The sequence below is a fragment of the Megasphaera coli genome (genome assembly GCF_900095855.1).
Lineage (GTDB): Bacteria > Bacillota > Negativicutes > Veillonellales > Megasphaeraceae > Megasphaera > Megasphaera massiliensis_A.
This window is the reverse complement of the sequence record NZ_FMIY01000001.1, coordinates 25,758-52,350: the sequence shown is the minus strand read 5'-3', so window position 1 is coordinate 52,350 and position 26,593 is coordinate 25,758. Positions and strand designations below refer to the sequence as shown.

The following is a 26,593-nucleotide window of genomic DNA, read 5'->3' as shown; positions in this document are numbered from 1 at the left end:
CTCCTTTAATATTCCGTATCTTCCGTTAAGGGAGTTTTGCCGAAGCGTGTGACGAGGTCTTTCTTTTCCCAATGCCACTTAGACGAAGCGAGACTGATGGAATCGTCGTAGTTGGGCGACTTTATGTTGAGGAGACCGCAAACGAGTTCGTAGACGAGATCGTTCGTAAAATAGGCGTTTTCATGGGACTTGAGTGCCGCCGTGATTTCCGGGTTGCGCCGCATGTAGTCGTCGGATAAGTAGATGAACATGGGAATGCGCAGGACCTTGAAGCTTGCGCCGTCGGGCTGGCGGGCAATATTCGGGTCGGAACCGTGGTCGGAGAAATAGAGGAGTGCATCCAAGTGAAGATGAGCCTCGGCGTAGCCGAAGACTTGCGACAGGAACCAATCCGTATAAAGGATTGTATTGTCGTAGTCCGCTTCCTGATTTATCTTGCCGTCATTAAAGTGTTGGAACTCCGCAGGATAGCGGTTGCGATATTCAATGTGGCTGCCCATGATATGAAGGACAATGAAATTTTTCTCATTAGGATTGACATTTTTAAGGAAGTGCAGCAAGGCACTGTCCAAGGTGGATTCCTTCAGGTCTCTATCGACCCATTCGGCTACGTCCGCCGTATTGGCAATAAGGGAAATGGGTGTATCCGCAACGCCGACAGAGCCTTGGTTACTGAACCAATATGTCCTATAGCCGGCTTTTTTTGCCATGTCAACGATAGAAATAGATTCGTTAAATTCTTTGTCATTGTAGAAATTCGATTCCGTCAGGGCGTGTTCCAATACGGGAACCGTATACCAGACGCAACTGTAAACGTTCGTGAATAAGGTGAAATGAGAGTCGTCTTTTACAGACGTCAGCCACGGCGTATTTTTCGGTGCCGCCGGATTATAGGCGTTCATCAGTGTGCGCGTCTCCGATTCTCCGATGATGACGATGACCGTGTTGGGCCCGATTGCAGGGTTCAATTGCACGGCTTGCAGGGCGGCGAACTTGCTGTCGTGGTTTGCCGCGTAAAGGCGGGAGCGGTCCAAGTAGTCTTTAGTGTCGAGAAAGGTCCGTATGGGGAAAGAGTTGGGCAGGAGTTCGTCGCAGAGCATCCAGACCGACGGTATGATAATAAGAAGAGATAAAACGGGCAGTATCTTGCGGTAGACCGTTGTTTTCGGCAGCGGTGGCAATGTATAGTGCGTTAAAAAGAAAAACAGCACAATAACGAGCAAAGTAAAGGTCGCACCGGCAATCATGGCCGGACCGAGAGAATGTAGGTATTCCAGCGTTTCCGCCGGGCCGGTCTGAAAAAGAATGAGTGATCCCGATGTGGTGATGCAGGAACCGTACAGGTCATAATAGGCCCATTGAATGAGATTGACAAAAATGGCCGCAAAATAGATTATTGTCAAAAGCGCTGCGCCGATAACGCGGTGAATATACTGCTTCACTGCCATGGAGAGACAGAAAAGAACGGCAAAGAGAAAGAGCCCGTTATAAATATCGTAAATATTATTTAAATAAATAGTATTGCCGTTTATGAGCGTCTTATAACTGAGGAGAGGTCCCGTAACGATCCACGATATGCCGGTGATTGCCGGCGGCAGGATGTTTCGCCAGGACAGTTTTTTTATATATAATGCCAACGAGAGGACAACTGCGCCGACAGCCGGAACAAGTCCCCAAATCATATCGGCTATGTTGTCTTCGCCGAGACCGAGAGAAACGAAAAATTGCCATTGTACGCAAAGTGCATAAATGATAATAAAAACGGTGATTAGCGAGAAAATTCGTTTTTTCGTATACGCGCCTGCATCAGCCTGTACAGATAACGCGCTTGTCCGTGTCATGCAGAAAGGCTCCTTATAATAGGTAAAATCGATACATACCGAACTTATTATACAGCAATGCATGTAAATAACCTAGTATTTCTCGAAATGATTGCCAATTTATATAGACGGGATTGCAGTATGCGTTCACAAAATAGATGATTTTATAATATTAAGGATTGATAATATGTAGTTGCGTATATTTCATAGTATGGTACACTGGAAAAGTAAGGAACTCCGGTTTGATCCGGTAAAAAGCTTGATAAACGGTTGGAGTACCAAGTCTGAAGGGAGTGTTTGTTCAGTGAGTGATACAGGAAAAAAAGTTGCCGTTATCGGCGCAGGGCCGGCAGGATATACGGCTGCACAGGAATTATCGAAGAACGGGTACAGCGTAGACATATTTGATAAAGAAAGCCGTATCGGCGGCGCTATTTATACGGGGATTCCCGAATATCGCATGTCCAAAGCCTTTTTGGATAAGGTTTATGACGTTATGACAAAGGATGCGAACATTACCTTTCATTTTGACACGAAAATTGACGGCAAAGCATTTGCCGAACTGCGGCAAAACTACGATAAGGTTCTCATTGCAACGGGCGCACAAATTGAAAACACTTATGATTTCACTGTCGGACAGGGGCTTGGTGCAGGGCTTACGCTCCTCTACGATTTGAATATCCTCGGCAAACAGGACGATTATAAAAAGTACAAGGAAGCTGTCGTCTGGGGCGGCGGTAATGTTGCCATGGACTGCGCCCGATCGCTCATTCGTATCATTGACAGGGTAACTGTCGTGTATAGGCGGTCGGAAGCGGAAATGCCGGCAAACAAAAGTGAGATCCGCGATGCCAGAAATGAACATGTCGACCTGGAATTTCTCAGCAACATTAAAGAAATCATCCGCGATACCGAAGGCAATGTCACAGGTGCCGAGGTTATCAAGATGGAATTGGGCGAACCTGATGAATCGGGACGTCGTTCGCCCCATGAAATTCCCGGTTCCGAATACGTCCTGCCGGCGGATCTCATTATCATGGCTATCGGGCAGAAGGTGGACTTGTCCGTTCTCGACGAAACACTGGCTATCGAGGATAACTTCCGGACGAATTTGGAAAATGTCTACATTGCCGGCGATGCCAACGTAGGCCCCGCCACTATCGGCAAGGCTCTCATGGAAGGCAAAGCGGCAGCTGCAATGATGCAAAAACCGTGGTAAATAGATGTAAGGCCATGCAAAAAGAGAATGCCTCTTTGCATGGCCCTCATTCCAAGATATAATCTTGCCAAGATCTGTGCGTCTATGGTATAATCCAATTTGTTCGGGGCGATTACGTCGCCTTGAGAGTATGAAACGGCCTCGTGGTGTAGCGGTTAACATGTCGCCCTGTCACGGCGAAGATCGTCGGTTCAAATCCGATCGAGGTCGCCATATTTGCTCAGGTAGCTCAGTCGGTAGAGCAGGGGACTGAAAATCCCCGTGTCGGCGGTTCAATTCCGTCCCTGAGCACCATCAATTTTATATGCGGTTGTGGCGGAACGGCAGACGCGCTACTTTGAGGGGGTAGTGAACGTAAGTTCGTATGGGTTCAAGTCCCATCAACCGCACCATGCTGACAGTAAAGCGCTTTACGGACATTTCGTAAGGCGCTTGTTTTTTGCTGACTACGTTTAATCTTGAGCGGTTTGACTACATTTTGACCACATAAACGAATGACCGCCCTTGCCGCTGCAGCGGCAAGGGCGGTCATTCGTTTGTTTACACGGAAATGGTACTGAATACTTCGCCGATAGGCTCGCGAAGGACAAGGTCGGCACTGTCGTCCATGTCCGTTGCGCCCTTGTTGATGAGGACGAGTTTATTGCCCTTGTAGTAATGTATAAGCCCGGCTGCCGGATAGACGACAAGAGACGTACCGCCGATGATGAGCATGTCGGCCTGACTGATATACCGGATGGTAGCCGTAATGACCGAGTCATCCAAACTTTCTTCGTAGAGGACGACGTCCGGTTTTATAGGACCGCCGCAAGCGTCGCACATAGGAATACCTTCGGCCGCTTTCATATACTCGGCGTCAAAAAACTTGCGGCAGTGCTCGCAGTAGTTGCGGTGTACGCTGCCGTGAAGTTCCAGGACGTTCTTACTGCCCGCTTTTTGATGGAGACCGTCGATATTCTGCGTAATAACGGCTTTCAATTTTCCTGCTTTTTCCAGCTCCGCCAATTTTAAGTGGGCCGCATTGGGCTTCGCATCAAGACAGAGCATTTTGTCGTGGTAAAAACGATAAAATTCGCTCTTATTATTTTTGTAAAAGGTGTGGCTCAAGATCGTTTCGGGGCGAAACTTATAATGCTGATTATAGAGGCCGTCAACACTGCGAAAGTCGGGAATGCCGCTTTCCGTAGAGACTCCGGCGCCGCCGAAAAAGACGATGTTGTGAGAGCTGTCAATGAGCTTGGCAAAACGTTCCGTGTCGGTCATGATATATTCTCCTATACAAATAATGGGTAAACGGCGTCAGTTTTTATTCCACTATACCATTATTTTAGGAGATTGACCAATTGAAAGTATAAAAAGCGAATATATTTTTCTTTGGACGAACACAATAATTTCATAATGCGGGAAAGAAGAAATAAGCTTTGTGCAGGAAAATATCCGAGTAATAGCGAGTAAAAACTTATAACATAAAGATTTTGCACCTGAATTATAAATTAAATCAAATATCATAATTTAAACCGGACAATATGCTTTAGAGAAATAAAGTGAATATTTATTGACGATTACGGTAATAGATATTATAATTTCTGTATGTGAAAACGAATTTTAATAAAAAGGAGTGTTCGTATGACCGCATTGATTTTAAACGAGCTGGATTACCTGGACAGTGTCCTCTATTATCCCGTTCTCGTTGTTATCTTGGTAATTGCGGGCTTTTATTTTTCCTGGAGCACGAAGCTTGTGCAATTACGTATGTTCGGAGAGAGTATTCGCGTTGTCATGGAAAAGCCTCGGGAAGAAAAATCTATTTCGTCCTTTCAGGCGCTCATGGTATCGACGGCGTCCCGCGTAGGTACGGGAAATATTATCGGTATTTCTACGGCTATTTGTCTCGGCGGTCCGGGCAGTGTCTTCTGGATGTGGCTCATGGCTCTTATCGGCGGCGCCAGTGCTTTCATTGAAAGTACGCTCGCACAGATTTACAAGCGCCGTGACGAGCACGGCGGCAGCTACGGCGGCCCGGCTTACTATATCGAAACGGCTCTGCACAGTCGTTTTCTCGGCGCGGCCTTTGCATTCTTTCTGATTTTAACGTATGCAGTCGGCTTTAATCTCTTGGCATCATTTAATTTGCAGTCGACCTTTGCGGTATACGATTTTTATCAACCCGGCAGGACGTCCTGGATTATCGGTGCAGTCCTGGCTGTTCTTGTGGGCTATTGCATCCTCGGCGGCGGCAGACGTATTGTCCGCGTGACCGCTTGGATTGTGCCGCTCATGGGCGGCATTTATGTACTGGCGGCGATTTTTGTCATTGTAACGCATATTACAATTTTGCCGGACGTTTTTATGATGATTTTTACCGATGCCTTCGATTTTCGGTCCATCTTCGGCGGTATTGCCGGCTCTTGCCTTATGTACGGCGTAAAACGCGGCCTTTATTCGAATGAAGCCGGCATCGGTTCCGCCCCGAATGCGGCGGCTACGGCCGATGTAAGTCACCCTGTCAAGCAGGGCCTCGTACAGATGCTCTCGGTATTCCTCGACACACTGCTCATTTGCTCGGCAACGGCTATGATGTGCCTGTGCTCGGGCGTGCCCATCACGAAAGGGGCCGCCGGTGCGGTCTACGTGCAGCAGGCCATGATTGCCGAGTTCGGCGGCTACGGCCCTGTCCTTATTACGGTATGCATGGTTCTCTTTGCATTCTCCACACTTATCGGCAACCTCTTCTATGTCGATAACTGCCTGAACTTTCTTCATAAGAAAGTGCCGAGTACGACTTTCATGGTCTGCTACCGTATTATAGCTGCGATCATTATTTTTGTCGGTGCCGGTATGTCCATGGCGGCAGCTTGGGATGTGGCCGACATTTTCATGGCCTTCATGTGTCTTATTAATATACCGTCCTGTGCCATTTTGGGCGGCGTAGCCGTAAAGGCGATGAAGGATTATGAAAAGCAGAAAATGGCCGGTCAAAATCCTGTCTTTCTGGCTAAAAATATCGGTCTCGATGACGCAAATCTGGATTACTGGAAATAACAATGCACGGCATAGAGGCGGCACCCGTATAGAAGCACCATCTTGACAAAGGCTGTAAATGCCGCTACAATACGGCTATATATAGAAGTATATGTAAAAGCGATGAAAAAGACGGTTAAGGCGACAGCTTCGCCAGCGAGTCGGTGACGGTGGGAGATCGACGGAAGCGGGTTTTGACGGATCACTTTGGAGCCGCAGCCGTGAGCCGGTTGCCGGGAAGTCCCCGTTAACAACATTGAGCGGCTGCGTTTGCAGCCAATAGGGTGGTACCGCGGTGATTACATCTTCGTCCCTTTGGGGATGAAGATGTTATTTTTTTTTGGAGGAGGAAAGACAATGGACTACAGCAAGACCTTACATTTGCCGGAAACGGAATTTCCCATGCGCGGCAATTTACCGAAGCGGGAACCGGAATTTTTGAAATTCTGGCAGGAGCACGACATTTATCGGAAACGCTTACAAAAACGGGAAGGCGCGCAGAAATTTATTCTCCATGACGGCCCTCCTTATGCGAACGGCAAACTGCATATCGGACATGCTTTGAATAAAGTGCTGAAAGATATTATTTTAAAGTATAAGACGCAGAACGGTTATTATACGAAGTACGTGCCCGGCTGGGATACGCACGGACTGCCTATCGAGCACGCCGTCATTAAGGAAACGGGTCTCAATCGTCATGAAATGGCGCCCCTCGACTTACGCAAGCGGTGTCATGATTACGCTCTTGAACGGGTGGCCGAACAAAAGGCCGATTTTATTCGCTTCGGCGTTCTCGGTGACTGGGACAATCCGTACCTCACCTTGGCGAAACATGTAGAGGTGGCACAGATCGGTGTTTTCGGCCAAATGGCCAAGAACGGCCACATCTATAAAGGCTTGAAATCCGTATACTGGTGCCCTCACTGTGAAACGGCTCTAGCCGAAGCGGAAATCGAATATAAAGAGGTCAAATCCAACTCCATTTACGTGCGATTCAAAGCGGTCGACTTGGGAAAACATGCGCCGGCCGGCTTTGACCTCGATCATGCGTATGCACTGATTTGGACGACGACGCCGTGGACTATTCCGGCCAATGTGGCTATCTGTGCCAACGAAGAAATCGAGTACGCTTGGGTTGTTATAGGCGATGCTGCTTTCCTGATGGCAAAAGAACTGGTCGCAGGTACGATGGAAGCGGCTAAGATTACGGAGTACGCCGTTCTTCCCGACGTCATGACAGGGAAACAAATTGAAGGCCTCGTGTTCCGTCATCCCTTCTATGAGAAACGGCGCGTTCCCGTTATTCTCGGCGAACATGTTACGCTCGAAGCCGGTACGGGTCTCGTACATACGGCTCCGGATCACGGCGCGGAAGACTTTGAAGTCTGCAAGAAGTACGCCGCCTGGGGCCTCGGACCGCTCGGTACGGTTGGTCCGGACGGCAAGTACACGAGTGTTGTGCCCGGCTATGAAGGCAAATTCGCCTTGGATATGAACGTGGAAATGATTAAAGAACTCGCAGCTTGCGGCGCTCTTTTTGCCAAAGGTTCCTTGCGCCATCAATATGCCCATTGCTGGCGTTGTAAGAATCCCATTATTTACCGTGCGACGGAACAATGGTTTTCCTCCGTCGACGGATACCGCAAAAAAGCCCTGGAAGCCATCGACCGGGTACGTTGGATTCCGTCCTGGGGTCATGACCGCATTTATAATATGATTCGCGATCGCGGTGACTGGTGTATTTCCCGTCAACGTGTATGGGGCGTGCCCATTCCCATCTTCTATTGCCGAGGATGCGGCAAGCCGACCATTAATGACGATACTATTTCGCACTTGCAGGAAGTCTTTGCGGTTGAAGGATCCGATGCGTGGTGGGCTCACGACGAAAAAGAATTACTGCCGCCCGGCTATAAATGTCCGGAATGCGGCTGTGAAGACTTCCGCAAGGAAACGGATATTATGGACGTCTGGTTCGACAGCGGTTGTACGCACCAGGGCGTGTTGAAGCACGATCCGGAACTGGACTATCCTTGCGAAATGTATCTTGAAGGTTCCGATCAGCATCGCGGCTGGTTCAATTCATCTCTGCTCACGTCCGTCGCCATTAACGGATATGCGCCGTACAAGTCCGTCCTGACACACGGCTTTACGGTTGACGGAGAAGGCCGTAAGATGAGTAAGTCCGTAGGCAACACGGTGGCGCCGCAGGAAGTCATTGACCAGTACGGTGCCGACGTCATGCGCCTTTGGGTGTCGTCCGCCGATTATCAGGGTGATGTACGGTTGTCGCCGAAGATTTTGAAGCAGCTCGGCGACGTATATCGCAAGATTCGCAACACCTTCCGTTTCCTCTTGGGGAACATCAGCGATTTCGACCCCGAACGGGATGCGGTCGCTTATGAAAATATGACGGAAATCGACAAGTGGGCTCTCCTGCGGCTGGAACAGGTCCTCGAAACGGTTACGGCCGCATATGAAGACTACCAGTTCCATGTCATGTACCATGCAATTCACAACTTCTGCACCGTCGACCTCAGTTCTATTTACCTCGACGTCATGAAGGACTGCATGTATACGGAAAAAGAAGACGCACCGTCCCGCCGCAGTGCGCAGACGGCCATGCACATTATTTTAGATACGCTGGTCAAAATCGTTTCTCCCGTTCTTTCCTTTACGGCGGAAGAAGTTTGGCAGTTCATGCCGAACGTTTCGGGCAAGGAAGAAAGCGTCCTCCTGACGGAGTGGCCGAAGTTTCACAAGGAATATTTGGATGAAACGCGGGCTGCCCGCTGGACCGAATTTCTCTCGTATAGAGGCGATTTGACGAGAATCCTCGAAGGCGCCCGCCGGGAACGCAAAATCGGTCATTCCCTCGACGCGGCCGTTACGATTTATACGGACGGTACGACGTACGATTTCCTGAAAGAGATGGAAGACCGCTTGGCAACACTTCTCATTGTCAGTGAAGTGCGGCTTGTAAACGGCAGCGCGCCGGGTAATGCCGTTGCCGGCGAAGACCATCCGGACATGCGGGTTGTCGTGGAACCGTCGCAGTATGATAAATGCGAACGCTGCTGGACTCATGACGTGACAGTCGGCAAAGACCGTGAGCATCCACCCCTTTGCCGCCGCTGCGTGAATGTATTGGAAAATAAATAAACTTGAGAAAGATATAGAGGCGTGCTCGTTATCTCGACAGTACGCCTCTCTTGTTTTATCCGGGTCGAATTAAATCAGTCCGCGGGATTGCAAGTACTCGACGGCCACATCATGAGCACTGCGGCCGTTGACACGGACATCGTAATTCATAGTACGCATTTCTTCTTCCGTAATGCGGCCGGCCAGTTTTTCCAGGGACGTTTTCAGTTCCGGATGTACTTTCAGCGTTTCTTCCCGTAAGAGGGGTGCGCCCTGATAGGGTGGGAAGAGGTGTTTGTCATCCTGCAGGGTGACCAGATCGTACTCTACGAGTTCGCTGTCCGTCGAATACGCATCTGTTATAGTAACGGCACCGCTTGCAATAGCCTGATAGCGGAGGGAAGGTTCCATCGTTTTCACATTCAGCGTCAAACCGTACAATGATTGGAGGCCGCGGTTACCGTCTTCACGGTCTGCAAATTCCAAGGTGAAGCCGGCGACGGCGCCGCTCTCCACCTTGTGTAAATCGGAAATGGTCTTTAAATCGTTTGCCTCCGCATAAACGCGGGGCACGGCGACGGCATACGTGTTTTCATAGGACATCGGTTCCAGGAAAATGAGATTATCTTGGGCCTTTATACCGTCCCGCGCCTGTTCATAGACCGTGCGTGCATCGTTGGAAGGGGCCGGCCCGTCTTTTAATAAAGAAGCCGTAACGGTTCCCGTAAATTCGGGATATATGTCGATATCGCCGTTTTTCAGGGCTTCGTAGAGGAAAGAGGTCTTGCCGAAATTCGGCTTTACTTCGACCGGGAACGAGGTGTCATGCTCAATGAGTTCCTTATACATATTAATCAGAATTTCCGGCTCCGGTCCGAGCTTTCCGGCAATGACAAGGGTATTGCTTTTGGCCGTCAGGGGAACGAAGGAAAGGGCCAAGCCTAAGAGGGCGACGGCAAAGAAATAGGCCAGGTACCGCAGCGAACGATGTTCGAGGAAATGCAAAATACTGTTGAAAATAACCGCCAACAAGGCGGAAACGACGGCGCCTATGAGAATTAAGGCGCTGTCGTTGCGGTCGATCCCGAGGAGAATAAAGGAACCCAAGCCGCCGGCGCCGATGAGGGCGGCCAGGGTAGCCGTGCCGATGATCATGACGGCAGCCGTACGAATCCCCGCAGTAATCATGGGCAGGGCTAAGGGCAACTCGTAATTTTTCAGCTTTTCCCATTTCGTCATGCCCAAGGCTTCGCCCGCTTCCTGCAAGGACGGGTCTATTTCATGCAGGCCCGTAACCGTACTTTGCAGAATCGGGAAGAGGGCATAAATGACGAGTGCCGTCAAGGCGGGCAGGACACCGATGCCGAGAAGGGGAATCATAAGGCCCAGAATAGCCAGGGACGGGACGGTCTGCATGATACCGGTAAGCTGCAAGATAAATTCCGCCGCCGCTGTACTACGGCACGCCAGGACAATACCGACCGGCAAGGCGATGAGAACGGCCAGAAAAAGTGCACTCAGTGAGAGCTGCAGATGCTGCAGCAAGGCGACATACAAGTCATATTGCCGTTCGGCCAGGGTGGTGAATAAGCTAGTCATGGAACTTGTCTCCTAAGGCGAAAAGGTTCTTAACAAAGTCGTTCCCCGGATTCGCTTTAATTTCTTCGGCCGTGCCGATTTGAATAACGGTGCCGTTTTCCATGATACAAAGTCGGGTGCCCAAATAGCACGCCTCGCCGATATCGTGGGTGACGAATACGACGGACAAATGAAATTCCCGGTGCAGCCGTTTTACCATTTCCCGCAATTGGCTGCGGGAAATGGGATCCAAGGCACTGAAGGGTTCGTCCATGAGAAGAATACGCGGTTGGCCGATAAGGGAACGAATAATGCCGACGCGTTGCTGTTGACCGCCCGATAATTCGCGCGGGTAACGACGGGCATATATGGAGGGATCCAGTCCGAGAATGTGAAGCCATTTTTCCGTCAAGCGGGCAATCTCTTTTTTCGCAAGGCCTTTCATCGTCGGGACAAGGGCAATGTTTTCGGCAACCGTCAGGTTGGGAAAGAGCGCGATTTGCTGCAGCACGTATCCCGTATCAAGGCGCAGATCGCGCAGCGGGATGGAACGAATATCCCTGTTGTCTCGCAAAATGGTGCCGCCTGTGGGCTCGAGCAGACGGTTCAACAGTTTGAGAAATGTTGTCTTGCCGCCGCCGCTTGCGCCGACGAGGACAAAAAACTCGCCGTCATCAATTTTCAAGGTTGTTTCCTGCAGAGCCGTAGAGGAACCGTACGATTTATAAACCTTATCCAGCGTAAACATCAGCCGCTCTCCCGTATACGCGCGTAATCTTCCGTCAGAACGGTACGAAGGTCTTTGGCCGGCCGCCCCGTAATCAGGCGAAAATCGTCCGTAACCGTATTTAAAAGTCCTCTTTCGGCAGCTTCGTAGAGGGACGCCAGGACAATGCCGAAGCCTTTCGGCGTATCGTACTTTTGCGCAAAGGCGGCCGTACTTACAGGCGAGAAAGCGATTTTTTTGCCGCCTACGGCAGTGAGAATATCCGCCAGTTCAGGCATCGTATAGTTTCGTTCCTGCGTGAGTGTGTATGTCTTTTCCAAGTAATGACTGTCCCTTGCCGCTTTAATAATGGCCGCAGCGCTTTCGGCGCGGGAAATAAAGGATATCGTGCCGTGCGGTACGGGATAAATCAGTTTTCCCATAGTCTGCAATTCGGGCAAGTACGGTATGAGGGGATCCGTATACATGGCGTTTTTTATAATCGTATACGAAAGACTGCTGCAGGCGAAGCGGCGGTTCGTGTATCCGAAAAAGGGGGCCATATGGAAAGGATTCGTATCCTGATCGGCGAAGAAACCGACAAAGATGACGTGTTTTACCTTTGCCCGTTCCGCCGCGGTGATGACATTTTCCGTTTCCGGCACGCGGACAATACTGGGATGCGTAATGCTGGGGATGTAAATGAGTATTTCCGTATTATGGAAGGCAGGCACAAGCGTTTCCGGCTGTAAGTAGTCCGCCTTGACGACTTCAAGTCCCTGCTCCGCGTATGCTGCGGCTTTTTGCGGGTTTCGTACGGCTAAACGGATTTCGTCCGTTTGAAAATGCCGCAGCGCTTCGCTTACGACGTGTGTGCCCAGCCGGCCTGTCGCGGCCGTAATAGTGAGTTTCATCGCTATCAGTCCTTTCGGTTGGCTAAAAGCATCAGCTCTTCCGTCAATTTTTCCGCGAAGAGCGCCGTTGTTTGCACGAGAGTTTCCTGCTGTTCGGCCGTCAAGCGGGCCAGGGCTTTTTCTTCGGCTTTATCCATGGGCTCGATGACGGAAGCCGCAAAGTCCCGGCCCGTGTCCGTTAAGGTAAGCAGTTTTTTTCGCTTGTCTTCGGCTGAAGCCGTAACGGCAATGTAGCCTTTTCGGGCAAATGATTTTACGGTCGCGTTGACGACCTGCTTGGTTGAATACGTGCGCATCGCAATGGAATGCTGTGAAATCCCGCCGGGTGTGTGATACAGCCAAAGCAGAATTAAGAGGGACTTTGATTGGAGGCCGCGTTTTCGGGCATAGTTTTCATATAATGAAAATTGCGTATCTCTAAGTCTCGTATACATGCGATTTAAATCCTTTGTCTTTGCGGTAACGGTCATAGTCGGTCCTTTTAATAGTAATAAATAGTCAAATAATTTTACTGAAATACTAAACCTGAACAGGCGGCTTGTCAAATAAAAGTTTGAGCGGGCGCAACAAAAAAAGACGAACCGCCGTTCGTCTTTTAGATGTATTATTTTTACTTATGCTTCCGCAATGCAGTCATTCAGATCCGCAATCAAAGCGTCTACATCAATGCCGTGGGCACCGGCGCCTTCACCGATGGTTTCAAAGTGAGAAGCCATGCAGCCTACACAGCCCAAGCCGTAGTCCTGAAAGATTTCAATGATTTGCGGATATTTCTGAACCGCTTCAATAATATTGGTGTCTCTTGTAATGGCCATGATATAATATGCCTCCCGTTATTTATACTAAGTTGGTAATCTTTTGCTAGCCATATTATAACATACTTCCTGCGTATTACTATAGGTAAAGGCCCTGAAATTGGTTACTTTCTTATTTCTGCCGTATCGAGGAGCGTGCCGTCCGGCAAGAAGCAACGGAAGCGGACGGAGTTTGCCGTGGCTTCCATGGTCATGTAATTGTCCGTTTCCGGCTGCGGCGGGACATAGATATCAAGGGAATGCCGCTTCCACAGGCTCGGGTAGCGTACATCCCCGGCAACGCCGGTAAGAAGATACAGCGTACCCGTTTCGTCGCGTTTAAAATTTCTGATTCGGCCGCGGTTGCGGTATGTGTGCAAGTGGCCTGAAAGGACGACGTCCACGCCATACCGGTCGAAAAGGGGCATAAAGATTTTTCCTTCATCGGAAAACCCTTCTTCACGGGCCGTCGGCCGTGTTTCCGGGTTGAACGAGTATTGGAGCACGTCTTTGTGCATGAGGACGATTTTCCACGGCGCCTTCGTTTTTTCCATATCTTCTTTAAACCAGGCCACTTCATCTTCGAGCAGATTGGGCTCAAAGTCTTTTAATTCCGTAAACTGCGTGTCCAAGACGGTAAAATGAATATCGCCCCAGTCGAAGGAATAGAATTGATTAGGATAATCGGGCAGACCGTTTTTCGGCAATTCAAAGAGATGTGTATAAGATAGGGGCATGTGCATTTGCCAATCCAAGTCGTACATTTCGTGATTGCCGTCCAAGGGAACGACGGGAATACGGCGAATCATGTCTTCACAGGCATCGAACCAGGCATTCCACTGGTAATCGGCCTGCCCGTTGTCGACGAGGTCACCGATATTGATGAAAAAACGGGCATCTTGATTGCGTTCCCAAGCCGGCATGGCCGTATTACGCCAAACGCTGTAGTCGGCCGATTGGGAGTCCGGGAAAATGAGAGCCTTGAAATCGGTTCCGTCTGCCGTTTTCAGAGGCAGCCAGCTGCTCCGTTTGTCCGCATAGCCGACCCGGTATTCGTAGTCCGTGCCGGGGGTCAGGCCGCTGATGGCGGCGCTGTGGATATAGGTCTGTCCGCCGCCGTCGCTGAACTGTGTGTCCGTTGCGCTTACGGTCAGCGTATCTTCCGCGTCTTTCAGACGATATTCGACGACCGCTTCCGCTTCATCGTAAGACGATTGCCACATAATTGTGCGGGACGTGCGGCTGTCCGCCGTAATGACCTGGCGGATATTGGCTGCATCGACGTCACTTGTCAGCTTATAATGAGCAGCCGTGGCTTTTGTAGCTTTTACAGCCTGCTTCGCGACCGACTTCGTCCCCGGTATGAATTCATATACACCGAAAGCGGCTGCGACGACGGCGGCGCCTGTTGCTTTCAGAAAATCCCTGCGCGTTAACTGCTTCAAGATGATACCTTCTTTTAATAAAAATAATAAAAAATGTAAGTGTATAATATGACACCGTGTCAAATTTGTCAATGTAGTCAGTGTAAAATAATTATGGAAAAATTTTACAGGTAAAGGCAAGAACGGTACCTTGGAAAAACTGATAATGCGGCGCCTCGCCGGAGATGATTTTTATTTGGCCCGGTATTTGACACATTGTCGGACAAGCATCTGAGGCAGTATTTATGAGACCTTGAAAAAGGGACGAAAAGCATTGACACCCATATGAATCATGGTATACTGAAAACAGAATTCAATAGGGGAGCTTAACGGCTGAGAGGAAGTATTAGCTTCGACCCGGAACCTGATGTGGATAATCCCACCGTAGGAAAGAACGGCAGTTTCGCGGTCATTTTGAGATGGCCGCTTTTTTTGTGCCTAAAGGAGAAGTGTATGGAAAACGGAAAAACATCGGTTATAAACAACAGCTTGCTTTGGTTCGGCGCCGGCATTTCTATTGCTGAAATATTAACGGGGATGCTTGTTGCGCCTTTGGGGTTTGAGCAAGGGGCAATTGCCATTTTGTTAGGTCACGTTATCGGCGGTATCGTTATGTATGCTGCCGGACTTATCGGTGCGAAAACGGGGTTAAGTGCCATGGAAACAGTGCAGATGGCATTCGGCCGCAACGGCGGCAAATGGTTTGCCCTGCTCAATGTAATCCAGCTTATCGGTTGGACGGCAGTTATGATTACTACTGCCGCTGTTGCGGCCGAAGCCCTGGTTCCTTTAGGCAATGTCTTATGGAGCGCTGTCGTCGGCGCCGGCATTGCTTTGTGGATCGTCGTGGGCGTGAAAAACTTGGGCAAAATCAATGTCTTTGTTATGGCCGCCCTCTTCGTATTGACCCTCTTTTTGTCTCATGTTATCTTTCGCGGCGGCCTGCACGGCATAAACGGTACCATTACTTTCGGCGGTGCCGTGGAACTTGCCGTCGCCATGCCTTTATCGTGGCTGCCCGTCATTGCCGATTACACGCGATATGCCAAGTCGCCCGTTAAGGCGACGGCCGGCAGCTGCATTACTTACTTTGCGGCCAGCTGCTGGATGTTTTTCATCGGCATGGGCGCTGTCTTATATGCGGGAAATGATAATTTGGCGGACATTATGGCACAGGCAGGTATGGGTGTGTCGGCTATTTTAATTATTTTATTGTCCACCGTAACGACGACCTTCCTGGACACTTTGTCGGCCGGCATCAGCTGTAAGTCCGTCTGCACCGCTTTTTCCGAAAAAGGAGCGGCTCTCGTTGCCTGCATTCTCGGCGTCGCCTTGGCCGTTTGGACTGATGCGGGACGGCTGCAGGACTTCTTATACCTCATCGGCTCCGTCTTTGCACCCATGACGGCCATATTGTTGACCAATTATTTTATCCTTCGCGAAGACAGGCGGGATGAGAACGTAAATATTTTAAACATGGTGCTGTGGATCGGCGGATTCGCTCTTTATCGTTATGTTCTCGACGCGGATACGCCCTTGGGGGTTACCTTCCCGGTCGTCATTGTCATTATGGTTTGCAGTGCTCTCCTGCATAAGCTGATACGTAAATAAATTTATAGCAAAAAAGAGATTCGCTCCGTCGGGAACGAACCTCTTTTTTTGCTTTTAGCGTTTCTTTTTATTAGCCGGTTGCTTAGGAGTTTCTTTTACCGAGTCTTTTTGGTCGGGTTCTTTTACTGTTTCTTCTTTACCGGCGTCCTTTTTATCGTCTTTCTTTTCTTCCTTTACTTCTTCTTTTTTCGGCGGCGGTTTGTAGGAAATCCGCCCCATGCCGGCAGGCACGTCAAAGTCGTCGGCAGGTGAGTCGCTTACGGCCGAGGTCATATAATCGTGCCAAATTTGTGCCGGCACGGTACCGCCGTAAACTTCGCCGAGGCTTTGATCGCCTGTATCATCGCCGACCCAGACCGCCGTTACGATATCCGGCGTATAGCCGATAAACCAGGCGTCATGGTTATCATCGGTCGTACCCGTTTTTCCGGCTGCGGCGCGGCCGATAGAAGCGGCCGTACCGGTACCGTGATTAATCACTTCTTCAAGCATGGACGTCATTTCATATGCTTCCTTTTCGGACATAACCTGTGTTTTTTGCATGTCACTGTCCGAGGAGTTGTCCTCCAGTACATTGCCGTTGCGATCGAGAATTTTGACGATTGCCGTCGGCTTGACGTGGACGCCTTTATTGGCAAACGTTCCGTAAGCACTTGCCATTTCCAGAGGTGTTACGCCTTTGGTCAAGCCGCCGAGCGCAGCTGCCGCCAAGTTGTTGTCGTTCGGGCTGCCGTCTTCCACAAGGGTTGTAATTCCCATTTTTTTGGCATTGGCAATGACATTGGACGGCCCCACTTTGTCAGCCAGCTGCACGGCAATCGTGTTGACGGAGAGTGCGAGTGCCAGGTGTAAGGGTATGCTGCCTCTGTAGGAGTTGTCCGCATTGTTCGGTGACCAGTCGCCATAGGTCACTTTTTTATCTTCCATTACCGTTTCAGGCGTCATATCGTGCTGCAGCGCCGTCATATAGACGAAGGGTTTGAATGAGGAGCCCGGTTGGCGTACGGCCATGCTGGCGCGGTTGAAGCTGTCCTGTCCGCGGCCGCCGACCATGGCTAAGATGTGACCGTTTTTCGGGTTGATGGAAATGATGGCGCCTTGCGGCTGTGTTAAGCCCTGTCCGTCCGTATGCGTTTCCGGCAGATTTTCCAGGGCTTTGACGGCGGCATGCTGCTTATCCGTATCAAGGGAAGTGTAGATTTTAAGTCCTTCTTTATACAGTGCGTCGTCACCGTATTTTTGGGCGACTTCCTGAGCGACGTAGTCAATGAAGTATGCCGTTTCATCCGGTGAGTTGTTGGCTGCTTTCTGCTTGAATTCTAGGTCCGTGCTTTTGGCTTTTTCCGCCTGATCGTGAGAAATATAGCCGTACTTTTCCATTTGTCCGATGACTACATTCTTGCGTGCCGCCGCTTCACTTTGACTGGAGGAGTAATAGTTCGGGCTCTTCGGCAAGCCGGCAAGGAGGGCGCATTGCGCTAAATTCAATTCGCTTACGTCTTTGTCGAAGTACGTCTGTGCCGCCGTCTGAATACCGTAGGCGCCGCGGCCGAAGTAAATCTGGTTCATGTACAGTTCCAATATTTCTTTCTTGCTGTACTTGCGTTCCAGCTCCAGTGCCAGCATGGCTTCCTGAATTTTACGTTTCAGCGTCTGGTCCTGCGTGAGGAAGGCGTTTTTGGCGAGCTGCTGCGTAATCGTACTCCCCCCTTGGGCGATGCCACGGTTCGTCAGGTTTGTGACGACGGCACGCAGTATGCCGATGGGGTCGATGCCGATATGGTCGTAAAAACGATTGTCTTCAGCAGCAATAAAGGCGTTCTGCAGGTTTTGCGGTACCTTGTTGATATCGATAGGCAGCCTGTTCTGATCGGAATGTAAAATCGTTATCAGTCGACCCTGGCCGTCAAAAACTTGTGATGAAACGGCGGGACGCATGTTATTGCCCACTTCCGGCAAGCTTTGATAGGCCGCGAATATATAGCCGAACATGAGGCCTGCAACGACGACGAGTAACAGAGCCGCTATGACGCGAACGGAATGGAGCGGTCCTCTTTTCTTCGCGCGCTTGGCCCTGTGTCTGGGTATATACATTATATCCTCCTCCGGTATAATCCAATAGGATAGCGATAACGCATATCGTCGGAATATTATCGTTCCTATTATAGCATATATACATATGATGGGAATACAGAAAAAGCCCTGTTAATCGCGAGAAATGGAAAGAATCGAAACATCTTTTTTCATCATCCAGGCATAGATATGGAGCTATAAAATAAATAGCATATACTAATAAAAATAAAAACCTCGATTACTGCAAAAATATTGACAGGAGAAGGTTGAATTGTATACTATATAAGCGAGGAAAATTAAAACAGGTATTTACCAAAGACATTTCATTGGAGGTAATCACACATGGACAGAAATACTGCATTTGTTTTATGGTTTGATGAGCTGCGCCGGGAAGATGTGAATATTGTAGGCGGTAAATCTTCTTCTTTAGGAGAATTAACATCGGCTACAAACGTGCCCGTTCCTTACGGATTTGCGACAACGGCTGCAGGCTACAGATATTTCATGCGGAAAACGGGCCTCGATAAGAAAATAGAAGAATTATTGAAAGAATTGACGGATGTGGAAGACCCTGTACAGCTCCGTATCGTTACGGCGAAGGTGCGTGACGCCATTTGCGCGGCCGACATGCCGCAGGAGTTGGCTGAATCCATCAGAAAAAGTTATGATGAACTGGGTAAAAAGGTGGGCGAAGCGGAACCGTTCGTTGCTGTTCGTTCCAGCGCCACGGCGGAAGATTTGCCTGATGCCAGCTTTGCGGGCCAACAGGATACATATTTGAATGTCAAGGGCGCGGACATGGTTATTCAAAAAGTAAAGGAATGTTATGCCTCGACCTTTACGGACAGAGCCACTTATTACCGCACGAAGAAGGGATTTGATCATCTTGAAGTCGCCCTCAGCGCTGCCGTACAGATGATGGTTTTTTCCAAGAGCTCCGGCGTTATGTTTACGGTCGACCTCGTCACCGGTGATGACTCGACCATTACCATCGAAGGTGCCTGGGGTCTTGGTGAATACGTCGTACAGGGAACGGTTACGCCCGATAACTTCCGCGTGAAAAAAGATGACCTGTCCATCGTTTCGAAGATGATTAATACGAAGCCGATTCAACTCGTACGCAAAGCAGGCGGTGATTGTGAAGAACTGCCTGTGCCGAAGGAATTGCAAAAGGTGCAGGTTTTGACGGAAGAACAGGTCAGGGAACTGGCATCTTATGCCAAAGCCATTGAAAAGCATTACGGCTGCTACATGGATATGGAATGGGGCGTTGACGAACGGAACGGCAAGATTTGGCTCTTGCAGGCCCGCCCGGAAACGGTTTGGTCCAAAAAGAATAAAGACGGCAAAGGCGCTGTACAAGGAGATGCTATGGAAACGACAACGGAACGCGTAATCGTAGTAAAAGGATTGCCTGCCAGCCCGGGACGCGCTGCAGGTAAAGCGCATGTCATCTTGGATCCGTCCCGCATCGGCGAGTTTAAGGACGGCGAAATTCTCGTCACGACCATGACGGCGCCCGATTGGGTTCCGGCCATGAAAAAAGCTAAGGCAATTGTCACGGATGCCGGCGGTATGACCTGCCACGCCTCCATCGTCAGCCGCGAGCTGGGAATTCCCTGCATTGTCGGTACAAAGAGCCGCAGCACGGAAGCGACGACTACGATTAAGGACGGTACGGAAATTACGGTTGACGCGACGAACGGTGTCGTCTACGAAGGCTATGTGGAAGATCTCGTCAAACCGCAGGAAGGGGCTGCGCAGGGCGGTTCCGTAACCGTTGCGGAAGCGGCACCCGTTACGGGAACGAAAATTTACATGAATCTCGGCAATCCCGATATGGCGGAAAAATACAGTGTATTACCCTGCGACGGCATCGGGCTCATGCGGGAAGAATTCATTTGGACGACTTTCATTCATGAGCATCCGCTCTATCTCATCGAAATCGGTCATCCCGAACGGGTTGTCGACCAGTTGGCCGAAGGTATCCGCAAGATGTGCCAGGCTATGGCGCCCCGCCCGGTAACGCTGCGCTTCAGCGACTTTAAGTCCAGCGAGTACCGCGATCTTAAAGGCGGCGATAAATTCGAGCCCGTGGAAAGCAGTGCTCTTCTCGGTTGGCGCGGTGCTTCACGATACTATGATCCCAAGTACATTGAGGCTTTCAAGTTGGAATTGAGAGCGGTCCGTAAAGTACGTGAAGAGTTCGGCCTTAAGAATTTGAATGTCATGGTTCCTTTCTGCCGCCGCGTTGACGAAATGGAACGGATTGTATCCCTCATGGATGCGGAAGGATTACACCGCGGGCCGGATTTCAAAGTATGGCTCATGGCGGAAATTCCGTCCAATATTATTTTGGCGGATCAGTTCAATAAATTTGTTGACGGGTATTCCATCGGTTCCAACGATTTGACCATGCTCGTCATGGGCTGCGACAGGGATAACGAAACGGTAGCTCCTCTCTTTGACGAACGGAATCTCGCCGTTAAACGGGCTATTCGCCATCTCATCGAAGTGGCTCATAAAGAAGGCAAGACCGTTTCCATTTGCGGTCAGGCGCCGAGCGTATATCCGGACTTTACGGAATTCCTGATTAAGAGCGGTATCGATTCCATTTCCGTCAACCCCGATGTAGTTGCGGCTACACGCAAGAGCGTAGCTCAAATCGAACAGCGCATCCTTATGGATTCTCTCACCGGCAGGGGCAGAGCGGATACGGAAGATTATAATTGGTAACTGTAAAATAAATATGTCTTGTAAACCGGCTTCAAGATATAGAAGTACCTTTCTTTATATCTCGGAGCCGGTTTCATAAATATAATTTAAGGAGATCTTTGTTATGAACATGTTCAGGAAAACCGCAAGTATGAAAATGGTAACGGCCGCAGTTTTAGCGACACTGGTGTGCAGTGCGAATGCCGTTTATGCAGCAATACCCGAAACGGGCACGACCCCGGAAGTTAAATTTGATAGTGATCAAAATGGAATTTTTATCGGAACTAATCAAGGAATTGCAAGCACAGGGTGGAGTAATAAAAATGTACTCGCCATAGGCTACGGACATCACGGCACAATGGATGATTTGGGCCGTGATACGACCGTGTTGGGAAACAGCTCCGGCGGAGCCGGAGAGGGGTCTACCCTTGTAGGACAATTAACGGGAGCAACGGGGTCTAAAAACGCTGTCGTCGTCGGCAGCAACGCATCGGCCGGCATGAATAGAACAGGAGATGTCGCTATCGGCTCCTATGCGGACAGCCGCGGTGATGAAAGCGTATCGGTCGGCTATTTCTCCAAATCCAGGGGAAACGGCAGTGTAGCCTTGGGCGCCCGTTCCGAAACGGGAGATATCGATGCCGGACGTGCCGGGTATTTGGCTGACGGAAAGACGACATCAGCTTGGCAGTCTACACGCGGGCCTGTTTCTGTCGGTTCAAGTGCAAGCGAAATTACGCGGCAAATCATCGGTGTTGCCGCCGGAACGGATGATACGGATGCCGTAAACGTAATTCAATTGAAAACGGTGGAAGAAAAGGCCTTGACCGTCGTAGCTGCCGGTCAGGCACAGACGGCGCAGGAAATCGGCCGTGTCGATAACCGTATTGCCGGCGTGGAAAGCATGCAGGTACAAACGCAGCGGCAAGTGCAGCAGCTTGACGGTCGTCTCGACAAGGTCGGTGCTCTTTCGGCAGCCATCGGCGGTTTGCAGACATTGCAGTATGATGCGGCGGCACCTACGCAAATCATGGCAGCCGTCGGTCATTACAGCGGTAAGACGGCAACAGCCCTGGGTATTGCCCACTTTACGGACAAAAATCTCCTCCTCCATGCCGGCGCGGCTTTCGGCAACGGTGAAAAAATGTATAATGTCGGGGCAACGATCAAAATCGGCAGCGGCGATAAGGCGCAGGGAAAGATGCTTTCCGGGCAGGAGCCGGAAGTGCTGAACCGATTAGTCAAGGAAAATGAGGCCTTGAGGAAGGCCAACGAAAAGCAGCAGGAACAACTTGACATGCTGCAGCAGAAGCTCGAAGCCATGTCCAGGCATATCGGCATGAATTAAGATAAGGTGCGAGAGACGGTATAGCCTTTTGCCGGATAAGATGAATCCCGTCCGCTCACGCTGTGAGCAGCGGGATTCTCTCGTTATGCAAATGAGTATATGCCGATATGGTCTGCATACTTTTAATTTACGTATAAATATAGTAATATAAATAACAACAGCATATACTGATTTTGTGCGCAGGAGGTGAAATGCGTGCTATCTGAGCGACAGGAACGAATTTTGGAAATTGTACGTACAAGCAGCCCTATAACGGGGCAGCACATAGCGGCGCAGCTGCACGTGACAAGGGCGGCCTTGCGGTCGGATTTGGCTATTTTAATGATGCTCGGTCTTATTGGCGCGCGGCCGAAGCTGGGCTACTTCTTTACAGGCCATAAGGAAGAAGATCTGTTGTCCCGCACGCTTATGGAAATAAAGGTCAACACCTATCTCTCGCAGCCCGTCATTGTCGGCGAAAAGGCGACGGCCTATGATGCGGTCATCGCTATTTTTACGGAAGACGTGGGGACCGTGTTTGTCGCTTCCGACGATGTCCTCGTCGGTCTCGTGTCGCGCAAGGATTTGCTCAAGGCGGCTATGGGAAATAATGACTTGCGCTCCCTGCCGGTGCGCATGGTCATGACGCCGGTCAGTAAAATTATTTACGCAGAAAGCGGTGAGACGGCCATCGTGGCGGCCCAAAGGCTGCTTGATTATGAAGTGGACTGCATTCCCGTTGTCCGCGTCGCGGAAGACGAAAAGACGAAAAAGAAGGAGCTTCATGTTTTAGGACGTATTTCCAAGACCAACATTACGCGCATCTTCGCGGACTGCGCCATGGGGAGGAGAGAATAAATGGACAAACCCGTTATTTACGCTTGTTCCGATTCACTCGGCGAGACGGCGGAACGCGTTGCCCGTGCGGCGGCAAGCCAATATGACAAACAGGAATTTCATATCGTTCGCATGCCTTATATTCGTTCAGAGCAGCAAATAGAAGAAATAGTAAAAAAAGCCATTGACGAAAATGCCATGATTTGTTATACGATCATTTCACCGGCCCTACGTAAAAAGCTGCAGGCTCTGACCGCAGGCACGCATATTTCTGTCGTCGATATTATCGGACCCATGATGAACGGCATCGGTACGTTAACCAATACGGTGCCGACGATGAAGGCCGGCATGATTCACCGGCTGGACGGAGAATATTTTAAGCGTGTCGACGCCATTGAGTTCGCCGTTAAATTTGACGACGGAAAAAATCCGATGGGTTTCTTGAAGGCCGACGTTGTTATTATCGGTGTCTCGCGTACGTCTAAAACTCCCTTATCCATGTATTTAGCCGGTAAGCGAGTCAAAGCGGCCAATCTGCCCTTGGTTCCGGAAGTGCCGTTGCCGCAGGAACTTTTTGAAATACCGGCACGGAAAATCGTCGGCCTCATTATCGATCCCTTTAAGCTCAACTTTATTCGTTCCGAACGGCTCCGTACGATGGGCCTGGAGCCGGATGCAAGCTATGCCAATGTGGAACGGATAAACGAAGAACTGGAGTACGCCCAAAACGTCATGCGCCGCCTTCATTGCCCGGTTATCGACGTATCGGCTAAAGCCATTGAGGAAACGGCCAACCTTATTTTGGATATTGTCAAACGAAATAAAGAATTATATGACGAATAAACAAAGAGGGCCGTGCCGACAGGTGCGACCCTTTTTATATGAGTGCATAATAAAAAGAGATGACTCCTTGCGAATCATCTCTTTTTATATTGAGCTACGCATCGCGTTGTACTTTGCCGGAACGAAGGCAACGAGTGCAGACGTTAATCCGTTTTACTTCGCCGTCTACGATGGCACGTACTCTTTGGATATTGGGCTTCCACGTTCTCTTTGTTTTCAAGTGGGAATGACTGACGTTCATACCGCTCATAGTACCTTTGCCGCAAACTTCACAATAATTTGCCATGACTACACACCTCCTTGCAGTGTTACAGTACAACATTGGAATCATATCACAAAAAGTGAGTCAAGGCAAGTATTCGACCCTTTCTCTTCATGCTTCAGTGTACAAGAGTATGGTACAATAGAAACGAAAAAATAACAAGGAGCGACTTTCGGCTCCGACTTATGATACATGTAGGGATATAATGGCTCAATCAATTACGACGATAAAGGGAATAGGCAAACAAAAAGCGGTGCTTTTTACAAAAGTCGGCGTCTATACGGTAGGCGACTTGATACAATATTTTCCGCGGGCATATGAAGATCGTTCGCGTATTTTCCGCATCGGCGATTTGACGGGGAAAGAGGATCGTGCCGTCCTCATTAACGGGACGGTCCTAGCCGTTCAGGAACTGCGGCCCCGCCGCGGTATGTCGCTCTTGAAAGTAATCATCAGCGACGGTACGGGTGCCATGGAACTCGTCTGGTTTAATCAGTCTTTTAAGAAGCGGCAGTTCCGCAAGGACATGATTCTTCATGCTTTCGGCAAGGTTGAACGGGCTTACGGCAAGTTGCAGATGAACGCGCCTGAAGCGGAAGCGGGAAGAGCGGAAGCAGGCGGCCTTGTACCGATTTATGCCCTTACGGACGGCCTCTATCAATCGGATTTTCGCCGTGCCGTGACATACGTGTTTGCCAATTTACAGGAATATGCAGGCGAATTGCCGGAGCTTTTGTCGGCCGAGGTTACGGGCAATGTTGTCGACGCATATACATATAAGACGGTTCATTTTCCGGCATCCTTTGAGGCCTTGCGCGAGGCACGGCGAAAGCTTGCCTTTGAGGAGCTCTTTTCACTCCAGGTGGGCTTACTTTTGAAGCGGCAGAGGGAAAAGGCCGGTCGTGCCGTTAAATTCGGACCGAACGGAAGTCTCGTTAAGGGCCTTATAGAAAACCTGCCTTTTTCTTTGACAAAGGATCAGGTTTCCGCCTTTTCGGATATACAAAACGACTTGGAAAGGTCAAGCCCCATGCGACGCCTCGTCCAGGGGGATGTAGGCTCGGGCAAGACCGTAGTCGCCGCCCTCGCCTTGGCCAAGGCCGTAGAAAGCGGTTATCAGGGGGCGCTTATGGCACCGACGGAAATATTGGCGACTCAGCACTATGAAGAATTTGTCCGTCTTTTTGCACATTTACCCGTGAAAATTGCCTTGCTGACAGGGCGTATCGGTGCCGGTGAACGGCGGGAGCTTTTGGAAGACTTGGCCGTGCGGAACATCGATATCCTCATCGGCACGCACGCTCTCATTCAAAAGGATGTGGTTTTTGCAAGTCTTGCCCTCGTCGTGACGGATGAACAGCATCGTTTCGGCGTCGGCCAACGTGCGGCACTGCGCGACAAGGGGTATAACGTGCACACACTCTTCATGACGGCCACGCCCATTCCGCGTACCTTGGCGCTGTCCGTTTACGGCGACCTCGACGTGTCGTCCATTCGGGAAATGCCGCCGGGGCGAAAACCGGTCAAAACCTATGCCGTAGGCGAAGGTATGCGGCAGCGCATATATGCGTTCATGGAGAAGTTAATTGCAGAAGGGCGGCAGTGTTATGTTGTCTGCCCCCTCGTGGAAGAATCGGAACAGGCGGATCTGCAGGCGGCAACGGCTATGTATGAAGATTTGCAGCATCATGTTTTTAAGTCGCGTGTATGCGGTCTCGTGCACGGCCGCATGGCAGGAAAAGAAAAAGAGACGGTTATGGAAAGCTTTCGCGCAGGCCGCATAGATATCCTTGTCGCGACGAGCGTCATTGAGGTGGGCATCAGCGTCCCGAAGGCGACACTCATTCTCATTGACGGGGCGGAGCGCTTCGGCCTGGCGCAGCTGCACCAGCTGCGGGGACGCGTCGGCCGCGGCAATTTGCAGGCTTACTGCATTCTCATGGCTAAAGGTGGCACGAAAGAGACGCGGCTGCGCCTGAAATGGATGGAAACCGTTTACGACGGATTCACCTTGTCGGAAAAGGACCTGCTCCTGCGCGGCTCGGGACAGCTTTTCGGCTACATGCAGCACGGCCTGCCGGATCTGCATGTTGCCGACGTCATCGGTGATGCGGACCTGCTCGTACCGGCGCGGGAAGCGGCGGCCTCGTATTTACGCAAGTTCGGTAATGAAGAAAAAGCGGTGGACATGTTAAAAATCCGTTTCGGTGCCGATTTTACGAAAATCCTCGACAATTAAGTCATAACGTAATGTAATATATACATAATGTCGATTATCCGTTATAATTAGGGATAAAGCTGTTGTGGGTGA

18 protein-coding genes, 3 tRNA genes and 1 pseudogene are annotated in these 26,593 nt (G+C 50.1%); 12 read left to right on the top strand and 10 right to left on the bottom strand.

All coding sequences use genetic code 11. The annotated features are described in order from the left end of the window. Window positions 1-5 precede the first annotated feature (5 nt). On the bottom strand, window positions 6-1,841 hold the full coding sequence (locus BQ2674_RS00215; protein ID WP_075571888.1) for a phosphoethanolamine transferase: 1,836 nt from the start codon (window positions 1,839-1,841) through the stop codon (window positions 6-8). Window positions 1,842-2,124: 283 nt separating this feature from the next. Here BQ2674_RS00215 and BQ2674_RS00210 point away from each other — a divergent pair, with 283 nt between their 5' ends. The 4 genes from BQ2674_RS00210 to BQ2674_RS00195 all read left to right on the top strand — a co-directional run bounded on the left by BQ2674_RS00210 (window position 2,125) and on the right by BQ2674_RS00195 (window position 3,431). Further along, a complete protein-coding gene (locus tag BQ2674_RS00210; protein WP_075571887.1) occupies window positions 2,125-3,039 on the top strand; it encodes an FAD-dependent oxidoreductase in 915 nt (304 codons plus the stop codon). 137 nt (window positions 3,040-3,176) lie between these two features. After that, a tRNA-Asp gene (locus BQ2674_RS00205) sits at window positions 3,177-3,252 on the top strand. Window positions 3,253-3,257: 5 nt separating this feature from the next. Continuing rightward, a tRNA-Phe gene (locus BQ2674_RS00200) sits at window positions 3,258-3,333 on the top strand. Window positions 3,334-3,345: 12 nt separating this feature from the next. Beyond that, window positions 3,346-3,431 (top strand) — tRNA-Leu (locus BQ2674_RS00195). 148 nt (window positions 3,432-3,579) lie between these two features. On the opposite strand, the gene BQ2674_RS00190 is transcribed toward BQ2674_RS00195, so the two are convergent. Beyond that, window positions 3,580-4,302, bottom strand: coding sequence for an NAD-dependent protein deacylase (locus BQ2674_RS00190; RefSeq protein ID WP_075571886.1), 723 nt, complete (start codon window positions 4,300-4,302; stop codon window positions 3,580-3,582). Window positions 4,303-4,665: 363 nt separating this feature from the next. Between BQ2674_RS00190 and BQ2674_RS00185 the strand changes: the two genes are divergently transcribed. Together BQ2674_RS00185 and ileS are read left to right on the top strand one after the other, a co-directional pair. Further along, the gene (locus BQ2674_RS00185) at window positions 4,666-6,081 is read left to right on the top strand and encodes an alanine/glycine:cation symporter family protein (RefSeq protein ID WP_075571885.1); all 1,416 of its coding nucleotides are present in this window, start codon (window positions 4,666-4,668) and stop codon (window positions 6,079-6,081) included. A gap of 336 nt (window positions 6,082-6,417) precedes the next feature. After that, a complete protein-coding gene (ileS, locus tag BQ2674_RS00180; RefSeq protein WP_075571884.1) occupies window positions 6,418-9,219 on the top strand; it encodes an isoleucine--tRNA ligase in 2,802 nt (933 codons plus the stop codon). A gap of 69 nt (window positions 9,220-9,288) precedes the next feature. On the opposite strand, the gene BQ2674_RS00175 is transcribed toward ileS, so the two are convergent. The 6 genes from BQ2674_RS00175 to BQ2674_RS00150 form a co-directional block, all read right to left on the bottom strand. Then, window positions 9,289-10,797 carry an ABC transporter permease/substrate-binding protein gene (locus BQ2674_RS00175; protein ID WP_075571883.1) on the bottom strand — a complete coding sequence of 503 codons (1,509 nt, stop codon included), beginning with the start codon at window positions 10,795-10,797 and terminating at the stop codon, window positions 9,289-9,291. Further along, a complete protein-coding gene (locus BQ2674_RS00170; RefSeq protein ID WP_075571882.1) occupies window positions 10,790-11,524 on the bottom strand; it encodes an ATP-binding cassette domain-containing protein in 735 nt (244 codons plus the stop codon). The genes BQ2674_RS00175 and BQ2674_RS00170 overlap by 8 nt, the downstream gene beginning before the upstream one ends. Next, window positions 11,524-12,396, bottom strand: a complete 873-nt coding sequence (locus BQ2674_RS00165) for an SDR family oxidoreductase (RefSeq protein ID WP_075571881.1) — start codon at window positions 12,394-12,396, stop codon at window positions 11,524-11,526. The genes BQ2674_RS00170 and BQ2674_RS00165 overlap by 1 nt, the downstream gene beginning before the upstream one ends. Before the next feature lie 5 nt (window positions 12,397-12,401). Then, the gene (locus BQ2674_RS00160) at window positions 12,402-12,866 is read right to left on the bottom strand and encodes a MarR family transcriptional regulator (RefSeq protein WP_075571880.1); all 465 of its coding nucleotides are present in this window, start codon (window positions 12,864-12,866) and stop codon (window positions 12,402-12,404) included. Between the two features lie 144 nt (window positions 12,867-13,010). Further along, complete coding sequence (locus BQ2674_RS00155; protein ID WP_075571879.1) at window positions 13,011-13,211, bottom strand: DUF1858 domain-containing protein; 201 nt, start codon at window positions 13,209-13,211, stop codon at window positions 13,011-13,013. 104 nt (window positions 13,212-13,315) lie between these two features. Next, window positions 13,316-14,635 carry a purple acid phosphatase family protein gene (locus tag BQ2674_RS00150; protein WP_235828771.1) on the bottom strand — a complete coding sequence of 440 codons (1,320 nt, stop codon included), beginning with the start codon at window positions 14,633-14,635 and terminating at the stop codon, window positions 13,316-13,318. 432 nt (window positions 14,636-15,067) lie between these two features. Between BQ2674_RS00150 and cytX the strand changes: the two genes are divergently transcribed. Continuing rightward, window positions 15,068-16,225 (top strand): putative hydroxymethylpyrimidine transporter CytX, encoded by a 1,158-nt coding sequence (gene cytX, locus BQ2674_RS00145; RefSeq protein ID WP_075571878.1) that lies wholly within the window; start codon window positions 15,068-15,070, stop codon window positions 16,223-16,225. 54 nt (window positions 16,226-16,279) lie between these two features. Here cytX and BQ2674_RS00140 read toward each other — a convergent pair whose 3' ends face one another. Further along, a complete protein-coding gene (locus BQ2674_RS00140) occupies window positions 16,280-18,319 on the bottom strand; it encodes a transglycosylase domain-containing protein (RefSeq protein WP_075571877.1) in 2,040 nt (679 codons plus the stop codon). 321 nt (window positions 18,320-18,640) lie between these two features. Between BQ2674_RS00140 and ppsA the strand changes: the two genes are divergently transcribed. From ppsA to BQ2674_RS00120, 4 genes are all read left to right on the top strand, one after another. Beyond that, entirely contained in the window at window positions 18,641-21,034 is a 2,394-nt protein-coding gene (gene ppsA / locus BQ2674_RS00135) for a phosphoenolpyruvate synthase (RefSeq protein ID WP_075571876.1), read from the top strand. Between the two features lie 130 nt (window positions 21,035-21,164). Next, the gene (locus BQ2674_RS00130; RefSeq protein ID WP_159427190.1) at window positions 21,165-22,361 is read left to right on the top strand and encodes a YadA-like family protein; all 1,197 of its coding nucleotides are present in this window, start codon (window positions 21,165-21,167) and stop codon (window positions 22,359-22,361) included. Window positions 22,362-22,556: 195 nt separating this feature from the next. Further along, window positions 22,557-23,198 carry a helix-turn-helix transcriptional regulator gene (locus tag BQ2674_RS00125; RefSeq protein ID WP_075571874.1) on the top strand — a complete coding sequence of 214 codons (642 nt, stop codon included), beginning with the start codon at window positions 22,557-22,559 and terminating at the stop codon, window positions 23,196-23,198. Next, window positions 23,199-24,020 carry a pyruvate, water dikinase regulatory protein gene (locus BQ2674_RS00120; RefSeq protein ID WP_075571873.1) on the top strand — a complete coding sequence of 274 codons (822 nt, stop codon included), beginning with the start codon at window positions 23,199-23,201 and terminating at the stop codon, window positions 24,018-24,020. 94 nt (window positions 24,021-24,114) lie between these two features. Here BQ2674_RS00120 and rpmB read toward each other — a convergent pair whose 3' ends face one another. Further along, a complete protein-coding gene (rpmB, locus tag BQ2674_RS00115) occupies window positions 24,115-24,306 on the bottom strand; it encodes a 50S ribosomal protein L28 (RefSeq protein WP_075571872.1) in 192 nt (63 codons plus the stop codon). Between the two features lie 169 nt (window positions 24,307-24,475). Here rpmB and recG point away from each other — a divergent pair. Next, window positions 24,476-26,521 (top strand): annotated as a pseudogene (recG, locus tag BQ2674_RS00110) (ATP-dependent DNA helicase RecG); the annotation flags it as partial. Window positions 26,522-26,593 lie beyond the last annotated feature (72 nt).

What these genes read in the sequence shown, in the direction of transcription:
- BQ2674_RS00215 (WP_075571888.1), bottom strand. Translation starts at nt 1,841, where the DNA reads ATGACACGGACAAGCGCGTTATCTGTACAGGCTGATGCAGGCGCGTAT.
- BQ2674_RS00190 (WP_075571886.1), bottom strand. Translation starts at nt 4,302, where the DNA reads ATGACCGACACGGAACGTTTTGCCAAGCTCATTGACAGCTCTCACAAC.
- BQ2674_RS00185 (WP_075571885.1), top strand. Translation starts at nt 4,666, where the DNA reads ATGACCGCATTGATTTTAAACGAGCTGGATTACCTGGACAGTGTCCTC.
- ileS (WP_075571884.1), top strand. Translation starts at nt 6,418, where the DNA reads ATGGACTACAGCAAGACCTTACATTTGCCGGAAACGGAATTTCCCATG.
- BQ2674_RS00175 (WP_075571883.1), bottom strand. Translation starts at nt 10,797, where the DNA reads ATGACTAGCTTATTCACCACCCTGGCCGAACGGCAATATGACTTGTAT.
- BQ2674_RS00170 (WP_075571882.1), bottom strand. Translation starts at nt 11,524, where the DNA reads ATGTTTACGCTGGATAAGGTTTATAAATCGTACGGTTCCTCTACGGCT.
- BQ2674_RS00165 (WP_075571881.1), bottom strand. Translation starts at nt 12,396, where the DNA reads ATGAAACTCACTATTACGGCCGCGACAGGCCGGCTGGGCACACACGTC.
- BQ2674_RS00160 (WP_075571880.1), bottom strand. Translation starts at nt 12,866, where the DNA reads ATGACCGTTACCGCAAAGACAAAGGATTTAAATCGCATGTATACGAGA.
- BQ2674_RS00155 (WP_075571879.1), bottom strand. Translation starts at nt 13,211, where the DNA reads ATGGCCATTACAAGAGACACCAATATTATTGAAGCGGTTCAGAAATAT.
- cytX (WP_075571878.1), top strand. Translation starts at nt 15,068, where the DNA reads ATGGAAAACGGAAAAACATCGGTTATAAACAACAGCTTGCTTTGGTTC.
- BQ2674_RS00140 (WP_075571877.1), bottom strand. Translation starts at nt 18,319, where the DNA reads ATGTATATACCCAGACACAGGGCCAAGCGCGCGAAGAAAAGAGGACCG.
- ppsA (WP_075571876.1), top strand. Translation starts at nt 18,641, where the DNA reads ATGGACAGAAATACTGCATTTGTTTTATGGTTTGATGAGCTGCGCCGG.
- BQ2674_RS00130 (WP_159427190.1), top strand. Translation starts at nt 21,165, where the DNA reads ATGAAAATGGTAACGGCCGCAGTTTTAGCGACACTGGTGTGCAGTGCG.
- BQ2674_RS00120 (WP_075571873.1), top strand. Translation starts at nt 23,199, where the DNA reads ATGGACAAACCCGTTATTTACGCTTGTTCCGATTCACTCGGCGAGACG.
- rpmB (WP_075571872.1), bottom strand. Translation starts at nt 24,306, where the DNA reads ATGGCAAATTATTGTGAAGTTTGCGGCAAAGGTACTATGAGCGGTATG.